Genomic DNA, 15598 nt, shown 5'->3' with positions numbered 1-15598 from the left:
GTAGTTCCTAGCGCTCCCTGTTACTAAGCTTAAGATCGTGATCGCTGATCTAAATCAACTGTTACATCTTGGTAATTGATATCAAGATCAAGAAGAGTTGATTATTCAGTCCTTAGTTTCCAGATCTCTCGAGCACAAGCGGCACAGCTTTCCGAAGCCCTCCCAATCCAGCAACTGACTGTTCCACTGCGCTTTCTGCGCCGTCGGTACGGCGGTTTCTGCTGGTTCTGGCTTGTTCTTGCGAGTCTGGCGTTTCTGTTGTTGAAGGAATCGCAAAATGGCAACAGCCTACGACGAAGAGGCTCAACGGCTTTTTGAGCAGGCTCGCAACGCTCCGTACCTGGCAAAGGGTGAGGACCGCGAGCTTGGTTTGACGATGCTTTCTGGTGGCAAGGCAGGCGACAAGGCTCGGGAGCGCTTGATTGCGTCTCACGAGCGTCTGGTCATCTCCATCGCCAGACAATTCTCGAAAAGCGGCAAGCCGCTTTCTGAGCTTATCTCTGACGGCAAGGTCGGACTCGTTCAGGCCGCCAATAAGTATGACGCGAGTCGGGGTACCAGCTTCTCAACCGTCGCCACCTGGTGGATCAGGGCTGCCATTCAGAATTCTGCCCTCGGTGCCGACGACTGCGCTGACATGCCGCCTTCCGCTAAGCGTAAGCTCTACCGTATTCAGCAGGCCGAGCGCGCTCTGCTTGAGTCCGGCCAGGAAGTATCAGACGCCGCCATCGCCCGCGCTCTCAAGTTGTCTGAAGTGACCGTGCAGCGCCTGCGAGCCGTCGCACCGAATGCGATGCTGCCGACCGCCTCTCTCGATGAGATTGTCGGCGACGGTGACACTACTCTTGGCGAACTGATCGCCGATGAGAACAGTGTCGACCCTGATGCTTCGGTGCAGCACAATCAGATGAAGCGCGCTCTCAGTCTGGCTCTTTCGAGCTTGGACGAACGGCAGAGAGTGGTTCTCTCTATGCGATTCGGGCTGGTTGACGATCAAGAAGTGACGCTGCAAGACCTGGCTGATCGTTACGGCATCAGCTGTGAGCGTGTGCGTCAGATCGAGATTCGCGCTCTCGCTAAGCTGGCAGCTGGTCCGCACGCACAGCTTTTGCGCTCTATCTTGCAAGCTTGATGAGCGTGATCTCGCCTCAGTCTCCTGCCTGGAGGCTGAGGCGGAGGAGGAGCAACAGATGGATAATAGAAACTGGTTAATCGGGCTTGTGCTGGCGCTCCTCGTCTTCGTGATGGGGACTTCGCTTCTCTTCAATGTCACGAAAAGCGAGAGGTCCGCCCTCGCCGGTGGTGGCATTCTCTTTCTCATCGCTTGCCTTCTGCTTAAGATGAACGGCTGGCTCTAGCAGCTCAGCTCCAATGGGGAATGAATGAGATGGTAGTGGCATTCGATAACAGCTGGCAAAGGCGTATGCGCGTTCTTGGTCAGCGCAAGAAGTCGACTGGTTGGTGCACTTTGATCTATCTGGATCTGTTCCGACCGTGACTCGCGGTTCTACCTGGCGGTGCTCTTGAGGGAGCACCGTCGGGCAAAAAAAATTGAGTACAAGTAGTTGACCGGTCTATTACTTGCGAATTCTGCCAATTAGTGGGGCTTTTAGTTTGGAGTGCACTGCTATTTGTTGAGGAAAGGCGAGAGCGATTTTTTCAGTCGACCATAAAGTTGAGGCAGCCACTTCGGTTCCTTGTCTATGTTTATGTCAGGCTCTTTTACTGTCAGGTTGCATGGTGCAAAAATAAGTGCGATGTTCTTCAGTCCAACATCGTGCGCCAGCACAAACATCTCCTCGATTGGTTCATTGCCCATAGCAAGACAGCCGGTCGACCAGCGGCTGCCGTGAATGAGAATGTCTGTGCCTAAATTGGTGCGATGTTCACGTCGTGCGTGCACTCGATCTTCTTCGTTTGGATAGTTTACGTCCAGACCCATGTGAGCAATCAAGTTGGGTCGAAAACCGGAGATTCGATAGAAGCCTTCGGGTACTTGCATATCTCCTTCTTTCAGCTTGGGTCCGGCTTTTCCGCTTGCCCCGATGATTGGATATTGGAGGACTTGACGGTACATTTTAGTTCGGTCCACGGCAAAAAGCCTGAGCTGCCGTTCTTCTTTCAGGCAAATCCAGGTCATCTTCGGGGGCGGATAGCTAACCGACTGAGCGGCAAATATTGTCGCTAGTTTTTTGCGAATGGGCGTTCCCACTGCTTTTAAGACGGCATCAGTAGAAGCGTAATGCTTCGGTGCACTTTTAGTGTTGCAACTGTCGGGTTCTGCCGCTCTGCACGCTGTTGAGAGACTGAGGCTCAAAACTGTCAGTGAAAGCGCTGCTAGGATGGAGATTGAATGGGGTGCCACTTGGAACTGCAGAGTTTGCTGAGGTTGGTAGATGACGACGCAATCGCCGAAAATTAAAGTCGTTGCTGTCGCCGTCAGCTGGATATTATCCTGCTTCTCCAACGTTTTTACACCATGGGCTCATGCGCAGTCCAGCAGATACAACTACTTCATCGAGCAGAAGTCTCCGACCGGCCCCTACAAGATTCAAATCAGTGACGAAGGCGTGAAAATCGAAGCGACAAAGATGGAGCTTTGTTTTCAGTACAAAGAGTCCGACAGAATGGTCACAGTCTGGTCTCTGAAGAATCACATTTATTATTGCCTGCCATATGATCAGTGGACCATCAAATTCCGAAATCTCTTTGCTGCTGTCGGTTGGTACGCTGAGATGGTGAAGCCGGTCAGCGTCACAAAAGGAGTGAGAGAGAACCTCTCTTTTCACACATTTCGCTATCGTGTCAGCACGCTGAATCCAAGCTATTGGAGCTCAGACATAGGACATGCCGATAAATCTGTAGGGCTGGAAGATGTAGAATACGAGACTGTCGACTTGCCATCAAAAGTAGCTTCATCAATTATGCAGAAAGTTTATGACACGCCTGCAGTGCCTGGTTTCCCCTGGTCAGTTCGAAGCCTGACCTCGCGCAGTGCTACTTTGAACACTTTTAGATTCGAGCGCAATTTCAGTAGACCGATCAATTTCTTCTACGCTGATAAGAGTTTTCGGAAAGTACCGTTCACCAATCAGCTTTTCGCTCCTTCAGTCGACGAAAACATGACCAAGATGTTTTTGCCGTATTAGTCCTTATCCTGAACGCATGCGGAATAAATCATTATCGGACCTTCTGTAGACGAAATTATAACCAGGACGCTTTTGCTGTATCAGGCTTGACACGCGACTTTTCGCCTTTATAATAACTCTTGCCTTTCTAAATATGGCTGCGCATGTGGTGGCACTGGGGAGCACTGGAATTTAATGGTCGTCGACAGAAGTGGTTGCTCTTTTTGTGAGCAGCATTATTACTCGTTTGCTCGCTTGAAGGGCTTGTATGCGAAAAAATGACCGTCGGCCCAATCAGCTGACAGACTGTTCCGTGCTGTTTTGTGCGCCATCGTCTCTGGTGCCTGTTGCGGCAATTTTATCTGCCACTGTCTCCTTGACCTGCGCCGCCCCCGCGCATGCGGGGTGGGGACGAAAGCTCATGCATGCCGTGATACCGGGTCTCGGTCGGCGTCATGATAGTGCTGCGGCTCAGGATTCAGGGGCGATGACCGGGCCGCAACCGGCTGTTGGTCAAAGTCTGGAGCGGCAAACAATGCCACCGCGGGCGCCGGCAGTAGTAATGGTGCCGACTGCCAGAACTGCCAGAACTGCGACAATGATAAGCGCTTCAGGAGCCGTAAGAGCCTCGACACCGGTGTCGGCTCCAGTTGCCGCGCCGCAATTTCTGCCTCGGTCATCTTCTGCAAATTTATTAGCCGCTCGCGCGGTATCCCCTGTAGTGGCTCCATCGGCGCTGCAGACGGTCAGCCTGACATCGGCCAGTGCGGGTGTGAACCGCAGCAGCGATATGACGGCGCGTGCGACTCTTGCCCAGGCTCGACCACCGCAGGTAGCGCCAGCACCTGGGCCGGGTGCGGTTACTTATGGCGCCTCGTCGGGACGGACCAACCTCCCACCTGGTGATCTTCTCGCCAGCGCCCCTGTCGCCATGGACCCCCTCACTTACCACTGGAGTCCGCGTCCGGCTCTCGACTATCTGGCGGTTGACGGCGATGTGGAAAGCGCTCTCACCGGGGTCACTCCGCCTAAAATCAACACTGCCCTGCCGCCACGTCCCGATCCCGTGGTTGTCAAACCGCGTCTGCCTGTGCCACCTTCTGCGATATCGCGCTCTTTTGAAAGAGGCACCGCCGGCGATTACACCTGGGATGATCTTGTTGCCGCCGGAGTGTTCGAGAACGATCCTCTCAGGGGGAGCATCTACAAACGGCAGGGACGTGTTAAATACATTATTCTCCATTCTACTGAAACCGCATCGCCGGCTGATGCCAGACGAGTCATTCTCAGTTGGAACAATCGTGGTTTAAAACATCCCGGTGCACAGTTCGTAGTCGACCGTGATGGAACTATATGCAGTACCACAAATCCTGATCTCGTCGTTGTGCACATCGAGCCGAGCCGCGCTCTGTCCGGATATTCTAACGATAACAGCATCGGCATCGAGATTGTACGCTCGGGCAAGCAGGAGTACACGAGAGTGCAGCTTGATTCCGTCAATCGCCTGGTCGCTTACTTGCAGAGTCACTATGCCGTTCCTGACGCAAACGTCACGACTCACCAGCACGTTCAACCAAGCGACCGCTCTGACCCTGTTAATTTCAACATGGTTGCCTTCGAGTCGGAGAAGTCTGCTCTTCAGGCAGCCGCCGTGGCATTCAGGGGTAAAGACCAGAATCGTTCCGAGCCGCTGCAATACGTCTCTACAATGCCCAAGGCCGCTCCCGAGTTCAAGCGACGCAATCGAGAACTCGTGCTGAGAGACTGATTGCAAGCCAAAGGGACCGGCATCGTCAGGCTAAAGCGAGATCGGCTTGATGTCGCGGAACATCACGACCGGGCGTTTATTGTCGCGAGATTGAGCCATTGCCATGTCGGCAGCACCCAGAAGCTCGCTTAGATCGGTGAAATCTTCAGGCATCGAGGCGCAACCCAGCGCCAGAGATAGATGACTGGCGTCCACTTCGCCCGCCAGTGGTGTCTCTGTCAGCGCTCGAACAATGCGCTTGGCAAAAATTTGTGCACCGTTGGCTTTTGTGTTGGGGAGCAGCAAGGCGTAGTCAAAAGAGTCATAGTGCGCCAACAAGTCGACATGACGTTTTAACTGACTGATTCTCAAGACAGCGTCGAGCATGGCTGCCGCCGGCAACATCTGCCGCACTGACTGACCGCTCTGCACCCGCATCTCAAAAACAATCACAGACAGAGGTGTCTTAGAGCGGTAACATCTGAAATATTCCTGCTCGAGGAAGTAGAGAAAAGCCGGGTAAATGAACATGCCTGTTTCCATGCGGCGCAGGCTCATCATCACGCTCTGGATGGCTGATGTTTCAATGGCGCGAGGTTGGAAAGGCGTCGCTTTTTCCAGCACAATCTGATTGTTGATTTTAATCAGACCGTTGATGACCAGGTGGTAAGTGATGTGAATTAGCTGCACGCGCGGTATTCGCTGCGAATGCAGCATTTGCTCGATCGTTTCTTTGCCGTTCAAGGCTCGGTAAAAAAGAAACATTTCGCCCACTGGTGCCGGCGCACCTGGCTTGGCTCGCTGATTGAACTGTTCTTCCGTCAGTGTGGCGTCTTTCTGCGTCAGCGTGGAAGTCTGTTTCAGTCCGGCATTGGTCAAGTAGAGAGTTCGTTCTGCCAGAGTTTTGCTCTGGGCCAAAAGAGACTCCATCGGTTGATGAACAGTGTGGCTGTTGCGCAGTACGCGGGGCTCAAAGGTGAACTGACCTGTTTTCCAGGTTAGAAGCTCGACGATCGCATCGTCACCCTCGGCATCAGAGGCGGTGGCATCAACTGGCAGTCCCTCTTTTACGAAGAGCATGGCAGTAGATTGGTTGTTGCGAACTTCCAGCTTGCCCGTGAGGTTGTGAGTTTTGATGATTTGCAGCAGATGGTCGAGGGGATGTTCCTCGATTGTGCCGCTGCTGGGAATGCCGGGTGCATTCGACGGACTGGCTTTCTTCTGACCTTCTGCCGGTTCCGCAGTGCCCATGAATGGTGGCGGCGTGTCTGGAACTATTACCTGTGAGGTCGGCTTGGCTGCTGGCTTTTTCGCCTGTGCGTCGGCGCAAGAAGAGACCATGAAGTTGTGCACCAGAAGAACATCGACACTTGGATAATCAAAAAGGAGCACACGATTGCCGTGTTGCTCTTTGAATAGCCGCCACTTCGGGTCACCGCCATTGGTGTTGCTGATTACGTCGAGAATGAAGTCTGACGACTTATCCGGTGATCGCCAGGAAGTCTGAATGTGTTGCCCTCTGCGTCCCAATGCCTGGGAGAGCAATCTATGCAGTTCGGCCATATCGGGCAGCCCGTTGCCGCGATTCGGCTGCAGTGAAAGTGCGCCCTGGTTTAGCATCTATAACCCCTGTTCAGTCCACGTCATTATGCCCCGCTTGGCGCCGACGTATGCGCCCGGAGCAAAATGCCATTTTAGACGAGTTTTTCTTGCTTCGGGCGTCTGATAACTGCCGTTGTAATACTGTATGCATTAGTAAGTAGATCCAAAAAGCAGTGGCGCCGAAGCGCCAGTGCTTTAAAAGCTCGTCGACCTGAAACGCGCCCGGGCGTTTCAAAGTCGACGAGTAGTAATCATGGCTGTCACGACTTGGTCGGTCCGCCCTTGGTGGGGTCACCCTTGCTCGGGTCACCCTTTTCACCGCCGGCGCACTTCTCATTGGTGACTGCCCGGATCGCACGCGAGAACGCCGCGACGTAGCGAATCAGACCACGCATGGCAGCTGCCAGCACGGGACCGACGATGGCCCACAGTGCTGGTCCCAGCCACACCATGATCACGGCCATGACCGCGAGCATGCAGCCGCGGATGGCGCCCAGTGTCAGTGACGGCTTGAGCGACTCGATCACAGTGTGAATGGTGCTCGAGTCAGGTGACTTGGTCCAGTCGACGATGGCGTTGAACTGGCTGTATGCACACTGCACCATGCTGTAGAGCACGACCGCGATGGCAACCTTGACCAGGTTCCAGGGTGTGTTCAAATTGGGCGTGGGGTCAGTCGGATCCTTCGGATCCTTGGGATTTGAGTCGAACATAAATCATCTCCTCTCGCGATTGGATTCGCGATTTATAGTTAGTGAAAAAGCCTGGTCAGCATGGCTGCACAGGTTCTCTGGGTTGAGCAGTGCACCACCATTGGTGCAACCTGCAGGTCGTCAGTCGCTTGTCGGTGGTTCGCGCCGTTTTTCGTCGCGCTCCGTAAGCAGCTTCCGCAAAAGCTCGTTTTGCAGCTTGCGTTCGGCGAGCAACTCGGTGAGCAGCCGCTTGTTCTCTTCCAGCCCTTCGGACAGGTCTCGCATGCTGACGTGATTGGATTTGAGCACCCACTCCCGCACCATTTCCGATACCAGTCCGATCAGCACGCCGGCCAGGCTGATGCCGCTCAGAATCAAGAAAACGCTGATCACGCGCCCTGCGGCAGTATGCGGCACGATGTCGCCGTAGCCGATTGTCGTGATCGTCGTGATGCTGTACCAGGTGCCGTCCCAGAAAGTGGGGAAGGCAGTCGGTTCTACGAAGCAGAGCAGCATGCTTGCCACCGTCACGAGGAAGGTAGCGAACAAACCAGTGACAACAACGGGGTGATGCCCGAGTTGTTTAACGATTTTGGTCATAGGCGGAAATCCTGAGAATCAGCCACTCTTAGACGCAGAGCGCAGCGAGTGAAGTGGTTAAGTTTAGATTCCCGTGGTGCTGATAGTGACCCGGGGGCTCAGTCTCGTAAGAGGCGGTCGGCTCTCTCGAGTCCGACCGCCCCCTTGAGATTGCAGCCGAGTTAGCGTTGCGCTGCCGCTTCGCTCATCAGCTGCTCGATTGCGTCGATGGTCTTGGGCACACCGGTGGTGAGCACCTCGCAGCCATCGGCGGTGATGACGACGTCATCTTCGATACGCACGCCGATGCCGCGATACTTCTCGGGCACGCGCGTGTCGTCCTTGTCGATGTAGATGCCAGGCTCGACCGTGAAGACCATGCCCGGCTGCATCTTGCGATCCTTGCCGGAGCGGTTGCGCTTGCCCTTGCCCACGTCGTGGACGTCGAGCCCCATCCAGTGCGAGGTGCCGTGCATGAAGAAGCTGCCCAGCGTGACCAGGTTCTTCTCCGAGCCGTCACCACGTGCCCTGGCGGCCTTCATGGCGCGGATGGCGCCCTTGCGGGTGCCCATCTCGGGAGCGATGATGCCGAGCTTGACCAGGCCGCGACGCAGCACCTTGCTCGTGGCGCCATGCACCTGAAAGAGCGTCTTGCCGGTCTTGGCCATACGGATGCCCGCTTCCTGAGCGTCGAGCACGAGCTGGTAGATCTCGCGCTGCGCCTCGGTGAACTTGCCGTTGGCCGGGAACGTGCGAGTGATGTCGGCTGCGTAGCCTTCATACTCACACGCGGCGTCGATGAGCACCAGGTCGCCGTCCTGGATCGTATCGCGGTTGCTTGTGTAGTGCAGAATCACCGCGTTGTTGCCGGAGGCGACGATGCTGCCGTAAGCAGGGCCGCTGGCGCCGCACTCGAGGAAGTGACCTTCCATGGTGGCGCGGATCTGGTACTCCTTGAGACCGGGCGTGAGACGACGAGCAGCCAGCACATGCGCCTCTGCCGAGATCTCGGCGGCGCGACGCATGATCGCAAGCTCCGCTTCGCTCTTGAAGAGCCGCATCTCGTGCAACACCGTCTCCGGGTTGAAGAGCGTCTTCTGGTCTTCCTGCCAGACCGAGATGAACTGCTTGTCGAACTGTTCGTTGTGACCGAACTTGTAGTAGACGCTGTCGGCGCGCTCGAGCAGCTTGCCGACGACTGCGGCGAACTTGTCGAACGTGTAAGCCTCGTTGGCCAGGTACTGCTTCTTGGCCCCGTCCACACCGACACGGATGCCGGTCCAGACCTCCTGAGCGCGGTCCTTCGGACGCACGAAGAGAATCAGCTTGGCCTTGCCACCGATGTTGGTGAGCACGATGGCGCTGTCGGCTTCGGGGAAGCCGTTGACGTAGAGCACATCCGACGACTGCCTGTACTGGAACTGGGTGTCGTTGCTGCGCGTGTGCTCCGGGTTGCTGACGATGATCGCGACGCTGTTGCGAGCCATCTTGCTCACGAACTCAGCGGTGCGACCGGCGTAGACAGCAGATTCGAGATGCGGATTGCGAGTATCCGCATGAGTTGCGTGTGTACACATGATATTCACCTTTCGGGAGACGCGGTTGTGAGGCTGCGTCTCCCAGTCTTATGGGAATCTTGCGACTCCGTATGCCAGAATGAATGGAACAATCACCGCTTTTGCAGCGGTGTCGTCAGCTCAAATGCTGACTGAGCCTAGGTGGAGAGCTTCGGCTTGGTGAAGCTCATGACGGCGATGGCCAGTGCGCTGCCGATCATGGACGGCAGGAGGCCGGTGACGGTCAGCCCGAGCCAGGGAGCGATAGTGCCTGCGCCGAGCAGGCAGAGCATGGTGGCGACGAAGAAGATCGTGCCCCAGAGCGGAGCGAGCTTGTTCTTCTTGTCGTCGGTGAGCTTGAAGGGCGAGCTGGCGATGCCGATCGCAGCCAGCACCACGAACATGGCAGCCATGTAAGCGGCACCGACTGCGAGAGCGGCGATGACACCGCCCGTGAAGGCGAAGCTTGCGCCGAACCCTGTCAGGGCGAAGCCTGCCGGTACGACGTAGGCGAACAGCGCCGCGAAGGCGAGTACGCGAATGATTGTGCTTTTCAGCATTGCGAAATTCCTCTTTCCTGCACCAGATCTGGTGCGATGTCTTCTGCTAAACGAAAGGCCCGTGCATTTCTGCACGAGCCCCTCGCTTAAGTCCAGCGAACTTATGTCATTGCAGACCTGCACCGCCGCAATATGGCGCCGCTGGTCTACTTGTGCTTGAATCGGCGGATCAGAAAGTGCCGCAAACCACCGTCGTCGCCCCGTCGAGGCGCAGGTACTTGCGGATCGCCTCGTTGACCTCTTCTTTGGTCACCGACTTGACGCGCTGGGGGTAGTTGTCCAGCTCGCTGAGCGGCAGCCCGAGGAAGGTGAACTGGCTGAGCACACCGGCCACGGCGGCATCGGTGCGCAGCCCGACCTGGAAGCCGGCCGCGGCCTGCTCGGTCAGGTCAGACATCTCGCGATCCGAGATGCCCTCGGTCAGGAACTCCTCCACCACCTCGTCGACCAGACCGAGGGCCTTGTCGATGTTCTCGGGGTTGACGGTGAGCGTGATCAGCCAGGGCGCGTTGCCGAAGCTGATGTCGTCGTAGTGGCTGTTGATGCCGTAGGTGAGACCGTGCTTGACGCGCACCACCTTGCCCAGGCGCGAGCCGATGGTGTCGCCACCGAGCGCCAGGTCGGCGATGCGAGCCGCGCAGAAGTCGGCCGCCGTGCGTGCCACCGGCACCGGAGCGCCGATGATGATGTCGGTGTTCTTCTTGCCCGGCATCTTCACGTCGATGCGGTTGCGCTTGCCGCCAGGCAGAATGCCCTGGCTGACGTCCCACTGCTTGGGCTCTGCACCATCCCAGTCGCCGAACACCGACTCGACCAGGGCGAACGCCTCGGCCGCATCGATGTCACCGACGATGGAGATGATCAGGCTCTTGGGGCTGTAGTGCTCGCTGTGGAACTGACGGATCCGGTCGACAGTGATGCCGGCCAGTTCGTCACCCAGCTCGGCGTAAGTCTTGCCGAAGTATGGGCTGGTGCTGTCGTAGAGGGCGCGCATGAGCGCGTTCTGTCCGACACGTCCCGTGTTGTTGGCGTTCTTGGTCAGGAACGACGCGAACTGCTGCTTGGCGCGAGCCACTTCCTCGTCGAGGAAGAGCGGGTTGCGAAGCAGGTCGCCGACGATGTCGACGTACTGCTTGAAGTCAGTCGCAACGACCGTGCCGCCGAAGCTGACGGCGAAGGTGTCGGGGCTGAAGGAGAGGCGGGAAGCCCCCGGACCCATGTCCTCAAGCAGCTCGGCCACCTGGGTCTTGCTGTACTTGGACGAGCCCCGGGTGAGCAGGAATGCCGTCAGCTCGGGCAGCAGCTCGACGCCGCCGCCGAAGACGCCACCGGCACGCAGCTTGCCGTTGATCGAGACAGCGCCCGAACCACGGTTCGACTGCACCTGCACCTTGATGCCATTGGCGAGCGTGCGGGTGACGACCGAGTCGGCCATCGAAGTCTTGGCCTGCACCGGTTCAGCCGCGGCAGCGGGAACCGACTCAGCCGCCTCGGGAGCGGACTCGTCGGGCGCCTCGCTCTTGGGGATGAAGTGACCGACCGTGCGGTTGTTGCGACCGAAGTACTTGGCCGCCACGCGCTGCACGTCAGCCGGAGTGACCTTGTCGAAGTTGTCGTCGTACTCGATCACCCACTTCCAGTCGACCGAAGCCTCGCCTTCGGCGATCATGTTGGCCCAGCCCATCGGGTCGAGCGCACCGAGGATGGTGCTCTTGCGATTGGCGTTCTTGGCGCGGTTGAGCTCGTCGAGCGTGACCGGCTCAGCCGCCAGCTTGGCCACCTCGTCGAACATGGCAGCCTCGACCTCGTCGACGCTGTGCTCGGCCGAGACGGTGCCGCTGACCATGAACAGACCCGGGTCACGCAGCTCCATGTGGCTGGCAGACGCACTGGCGCACAGACCGGAGTCGATCAGGCGCTTGTAGAGACGGCTCGACTTGGAGCCGCTGCCGCCCAGCACGGCACGCATGGCAGCGAGCGCATACGTGTCTTCGTGAGCAGCCTGGGGGATATGGAAGCCGGCCCAGACGCGGGGCAGGTCACCGGGGCGGTTGATCTCGAAGCGGCGCTCGCCTTCCTGCGGCGGCTCCACCGTGTAGACGGTCGGGATCGGATGCGGCGACGCCGGAATCTTGCCGTAGTGCTTGGCGATGAGCTCGAGCGCCTCGACGGTGTCGAAGTCGCCGCGCACCATCACCGTGCAGTTGTTCGGCCAGTAGAAGACATCGTAGAACTCCTTCATGCGCTCCAGCGACACGCCCTCGACGTCCGAGCGCCAGCCGATGGTGGGGTGGTGGTACGGGTGCTCGCGGAAAGCGACCGCGAACATCTCGCCCATCATCACCCGGTCGGGCTCGTTCTCGCCGCGCTCCATCTCGTTGCGCACGACGGTCATCTCGCTGTTGCGGTCATCGACGCGCAGCATCAGGTTGCGCATGCGGTCGGCCTCGAGCTCGATGCACAGAGGCAGATGCTCGGCCGGCACGCACTCGAAGTAGTTGGTGCGATCGAACCAGGTCGTCGCGTTGAGCAGGTTGCCGAGCGGCTTCATCATCTCGAAGACGCCGTTGCCATCCTGCGGGTTGTGAGCCGGCGTGCCCTTGAACATCAGGTGCTCGAGGAAGTGCGTGGAGCCGGTGAAGCCCACCGCCTCGTTGCGCGAGCCGACGTGGAAGAGCGCCATGAAGGTGACCACGGGCTTGGCGTGGTTCTCCGAGAGCAGAACCTTGAGGCCGTTGCTGTCGAGTCGGTACTCGACGATGCCCTTTGCTTCCTGCACCTTGCTGAAACCGAGAGCTTTGATTTTGTCAGACATAATAGTTTCCTTTCGGGGAGAAGTCCCCTTGCTCAGATGAGAGCCCGGCGTGCTGACCGTTGATGATATCAGCACGCGCGGGCTCGTTGCGTTACTTACCGACGACCACGGTGACAGCCCTGTCGTATCGAAGATGCTTGCGCATCGCTTCGTCGACCTGTGCTTTTGTCACCGAGTGAAGCCTCTTCCACTCACGATCGAGGTCACGCAGAGGCGCGCCTCTGAATTCGCGAGCGCAGAGAGTAGCGGCCAGGCCAGCGGTGGTGCGCAGTGCGACCACGTACTGACCGTACAAACGACCTGCTTCGTCTTTCAGCTCACGCTCGGTGATGCCTTCGGCGAGGAAGTTCTCGACAACTGCATCGACCACGCGGAGAGCCTTTTCGACATTGGCAGGATTGACGGAAAACTGGATCAGCCATGGAGCATGACCGAACCTGACGTCTTCGAAGGACGACATGATCCCGTAAGTGAGACCGTACTTGGTGCGTACAGCCACACCGAGACGGGATGAAAGTGTGTCGATGCCGAGCGCCGCATTGGCTATCTCGGCAGCGCTGAAGTCGGCGTCAGCCTTCTTCAGGCTGACTGGAACGCCGATGATGATCTCCACACTCGACTTGCCCGAAAGCGGCACGTTGATACGCCGCTTCTGCGCAGGGAGCTCCCCGGGTGGTACGACGACCGGAGCGGGCTTGCCGCCTGTCCAGTCACCGAACACAGAGTTTAGAGTCTCCTTTACCGAAGCGGGGTCGACGTCTCCGACGATCGACAGCACAGTGCCGCGTGGCACATAGTGCTCGGCGTGGAACTGGCGCACCTCCTTGATTGAGGTGGACTTGGCGTGCTTCTGCTCAGTCTTGAGGGACTGGCGGTAATAAACGTGGTTGCGCGGGTAGAGCGCCTGCGCGATCTTGATCCCTGCAGTTGTCGAAGACTCGCCAATGTTGGCGCGAGCCTCCGCCTCCGTATCGCTCTTCACCCGGCGCAGTTCAGAGGGCGCGAATCTCGGCTGCCGCAAAACGGTGCCAAGCAGAGTCAAGTAGTCAGTAACCGCTGCGGCGGCGAACGTGGAGTCGAAAGTAACGGCGAATTCGTCGATGCTGAAACTGAGATCGCAGCCGATGCTGTCGAGCCGAGTGGCGATTTCTCGCTTATTCAGCCCCCATGCACCAGCTTTGAGCATCTTCGCAGTTATTTCAGGCGCCATGCAGTTCGTGCCGGCCAGGCTTGTTCCGGCGCGGATGGCTCCGCTGACCGAGACGACCCCGCTATCTGGAACGGGGAGAATCAAAACTTTGAGACCGTTTGCGAGCACAAAACGCTCCACCTTCGCCGCCAGAGCCGTCGGTTTGACGACAGCTGAGGTTGACGCGGCTTCAGGCTGAAGCGGCACCGGCAGCTCGATCTCTTCGCTGCTGTTGCTGTCACCGGTATCGCTGGCGGTGTCGACAGCGGTCTTCTTGTGGCGTTTCTTGTCCGGCTGTGCGCTTCTGCCGGTCGTGCTGTTGTCGATGGTGAGATACTGCCGCACCACCCGCATGATGTCCTGGTTCGTGACTGCGTCGTACTTGTCGTCGTACTCGACAGCCCAGGTCCAATCTGCGATCGCTTCGGCCTCGCAGATTTGCTCTGCGTGCCTCATCGGGTCGCTTCTCAGGAGGGTCGTGCCGTTGCGGTTGGCTTGCTTGACCCGTGCCATCTCGCGCTGCCCGACACCTCTGCGCTTGAGGCGCTCGAGTTCAGCGTAAATGGCTTTCTCGACAAGCTTGATCTTGTCGTACCCGTTCACCGTCACGCTCAGCATGAACAGGTCTGGGTCGCGCGATGCCGCAACGTGAGAACTGCACTCGAGAGCCAGCTGTGGCTCAATCAGTGCTGCGTGGAGACGGCTGGTCGTCTGCGAATCGCTACCCAGCAAGTCGGCGACGAGAGCAAGAGCATGATGGTCTGGATGACTTGCAGCCGGTGTCGGGAACCCGATCACGAGCTTTGGATTGTCCATGCCTTCGCGCTTCAGCTCGAAGCTGCGAGCGCCCGTTTGCTTCGGCTCTCGCGTATAGACGGTCGGGAACGGATGCGTAGCTCTCGGAATCTTGCCGAAGCTGTCTCGCACCAGGCTCAGCGCCTGCTCCGCGTCGAAGTCGCCCGCTATAACCAGCGTGGCGTTGTTGGGGTGGTAGAAAGTGTCGTAGAACTCCTGCATGCGAGACAGTGGGACCTGCTCGACATCATCTCGCCAGCCGATGATCGGGTGGTGGTACGGGTGTTCTGCGTAAGCGATCGCCATGAGCTGCTTGTACATCACGTCATCGATATCGTTTTCGCCGATCTCGAATTCGTTACGCACAACAGTCATCTCCGACTCGCGCTCGTCATCTTTCAGCTTCAGGTTGCGCATGCGGTCGGCCTCGAGAGCGAGGGCCAGACCGAGCTTTTCCCTGGGCAGGCAGATGACATAGCTTGTGCTGTCGGCGCCCGTGTAGGCGTTGTAATCAGCACCGGTCGGTTTGAGCATGTCCACGAAGCCGTTGCCTCTGGCGCTGTCGTGGTCATTTGTTGACTTGAACATCATGTGCTCGAGAAAATGCGTCGAGCCAGTAAAACCCACTGCTTCGTTGCGAGAACCGACGCGATACATGATCGTCGTGGTCACAACAGGAGCGAGGTGATGTTCAAGAAGGAGAATCTTGAGGCCGTTGCTCGTGAGCGTGTACTCAGCGATGCCCGAAGTTTCACGGACAAAGCTCACGCCCAGCCTCTTCAGAGCTTCTGAAGTGACTTTCATTGTCTTTGCCTGCCGTTCGTCAGAGCGTGTGTCTATACCAGTCCCGGCAGGAACCAGTAAGAGAGACGCCTAGAGAGAAAAAATAGCTAGTAGAAGTAAGCTTGGTGAGAGGAGAAGTGAAGTAACTGTAC

General features: G+C 57.7%; 11 protein-coding genes. 3 read left to right on the top strand and 8 right to left on the bottom strand.

Annotated features, from left to right (window positions below):
* The first annotated feature begins 277 nt into the window (after positions 1 to 277).
* A complete protein-coding gene (locus EKK48_13190; GenBank protein ID RTL41866.1) occupies positions 278 to 1132 on the top strand; it encodes an RNA polymerase sigma factor RpoD/SigA in 855 nt (284 codons plus the stop codon).
* Positions 1133 to 1627: 495 nt separating this feature from the next.
* Here the strand turns inward: EKK48_13190 and EKK48_13185 are convergent, their stop codons facing one another.
* Positions 1628 to 2365 (bottom strand): hypothetical protein, encoded by a 738-nt coding sequence (locus EKK48_13185; protein ID RTL41865.1) that lies wholly within the window; start codon positions 2363 to 2365, stop codon positions 1628 to 1630.
* 31 nt (positions 2366 to 2396) lie between these two features.
* Here EKK48_13185 and EKK48_13180 point away from each other — a divergent pair, with 31 nt between their 5' ends.
* Positions 2397 to 3149 (top strand): hypothetical protein, encoded by a 753-nt coding sequence (locus EKK48_13180; protein RTL41864.1) that lies wholly within the window; start codon positions 2397 to 2399, stop codon positions 3147 to 3149.
* Between the two features lie 247 nt (positions 3150 to 3396).
* Entirely contained in the window at positions 3397 to 4896 is a 1500-nt protein-coding gene (locus tag EKK48_13175; protein RTL41863.1) for an N-acetylmuramoyl-L-alanine amidase, read from the top strand.
* Positions 4897 to 4926: 30 nt separating this feature from the next.
* Here EKK48_13175 and EKK48_13170 read toward each other — a convergent pair whose 3' ends face one another.
* The 7 genes from EKK48_13170 to EKK48_13140 form a co-directional block, all read right to left on the bottom strand.
* Positions 4927 to 6495 carry a DUF4388 domain-containing protein gene (locus EKK48_13170; protein ID RTL41862.1) on the bottom strand — a complete coding sequence of 523 codons (1569 nt, stop codon included), beginning with the start codon at positions 6493 to 6495 and terminating at the stop codon, positions 4927 to 4929.
* Positions 6496 to 6737: 242 nt separating this feature from the next.
* Positions 6738 to 7190: a hypothetical protein gene (locus EKK48_13165; protein ID RTL41861.1), complete on the bottom strand. Its 453-nt coding sequence runs from the start codon at positions 7188 to 7190 to the stop codon at positions 6738 to 6740.
* A 120-nt stretch (positions 7191 to 7310) separates the two neighbouring features.
* Positions 7311 to 7769: a hypothetical protein gene (locus EKK48_13160; GenBank protein ID RTL41860.1), complete on the bottom strand. Its 459-nt coding sequence runs from the start codon at positions 7767 to 7769 to the stop codon at positions 7311 to 7313.
* Positions 7770 to 7930: 161 nt separating this feature from the next.
* Positions 7931 to 9325 carry a M24 family metallopeptidase gene (locus tag EKK48_13155; GenBank protein ID RTL41859.1) on the bottom strand — a complete coding sequence of 465 codons (1395 nt, stop codon included), beginning with the start codon at positions 9323 to 9325 and terminating at the stop codon, positions 7931 to 7933.
* A gap of 137 nt (positions 9326 to 9462) precedes the next feature.
* Entirely contained in the window at positions 9463 to 9864 is a 402-nt protein-coding gene (locus tag EKK48_13150; GenBank protein ID RTL41858.1) for a hypothetical protein, read from the bottom strand.
* Positions 9865 to 10033: 169 nt separating this feature from the next.
* Complete coding sequence (locus EKK48_13145) at positions 10034 to 12679, bottom strand: insulinase family protein (GenBank protein ID RTL41857.1); 2646 nt, start codon at positions 12677 to 12679, stop codon at positions 10034 to 10036.
* A 91-nt stretch (positions 12680 to 12770) separates the two neighbouring features.
* Positions 12771 to 15467, bottom strand: a complete 2697-nt coding sequence (locus EKK48_13140) for an insulinase family protein (GenBank protein RTL41856.1) — start codon at positions 15465 to 15467, stop codon at positions 12771 to 12773.
* Positions 15468 to 15598: the final 131 nt, after the last annotated feature.

This window comes from Candidatus Melainabacteria bacterium, from assembly GCA_003963305.1.
GTDB lineage: Bacteria > Cyanobacteriota > Vampirovibrionia > Obscuribacterales > Obscuribacteraceae > PALSA-1081.
The sequence above is the reverse complement of the archived record's forward strand: the minus strand, read 5'-3'. Positions and strand labels throughout refer to the sequence as shown.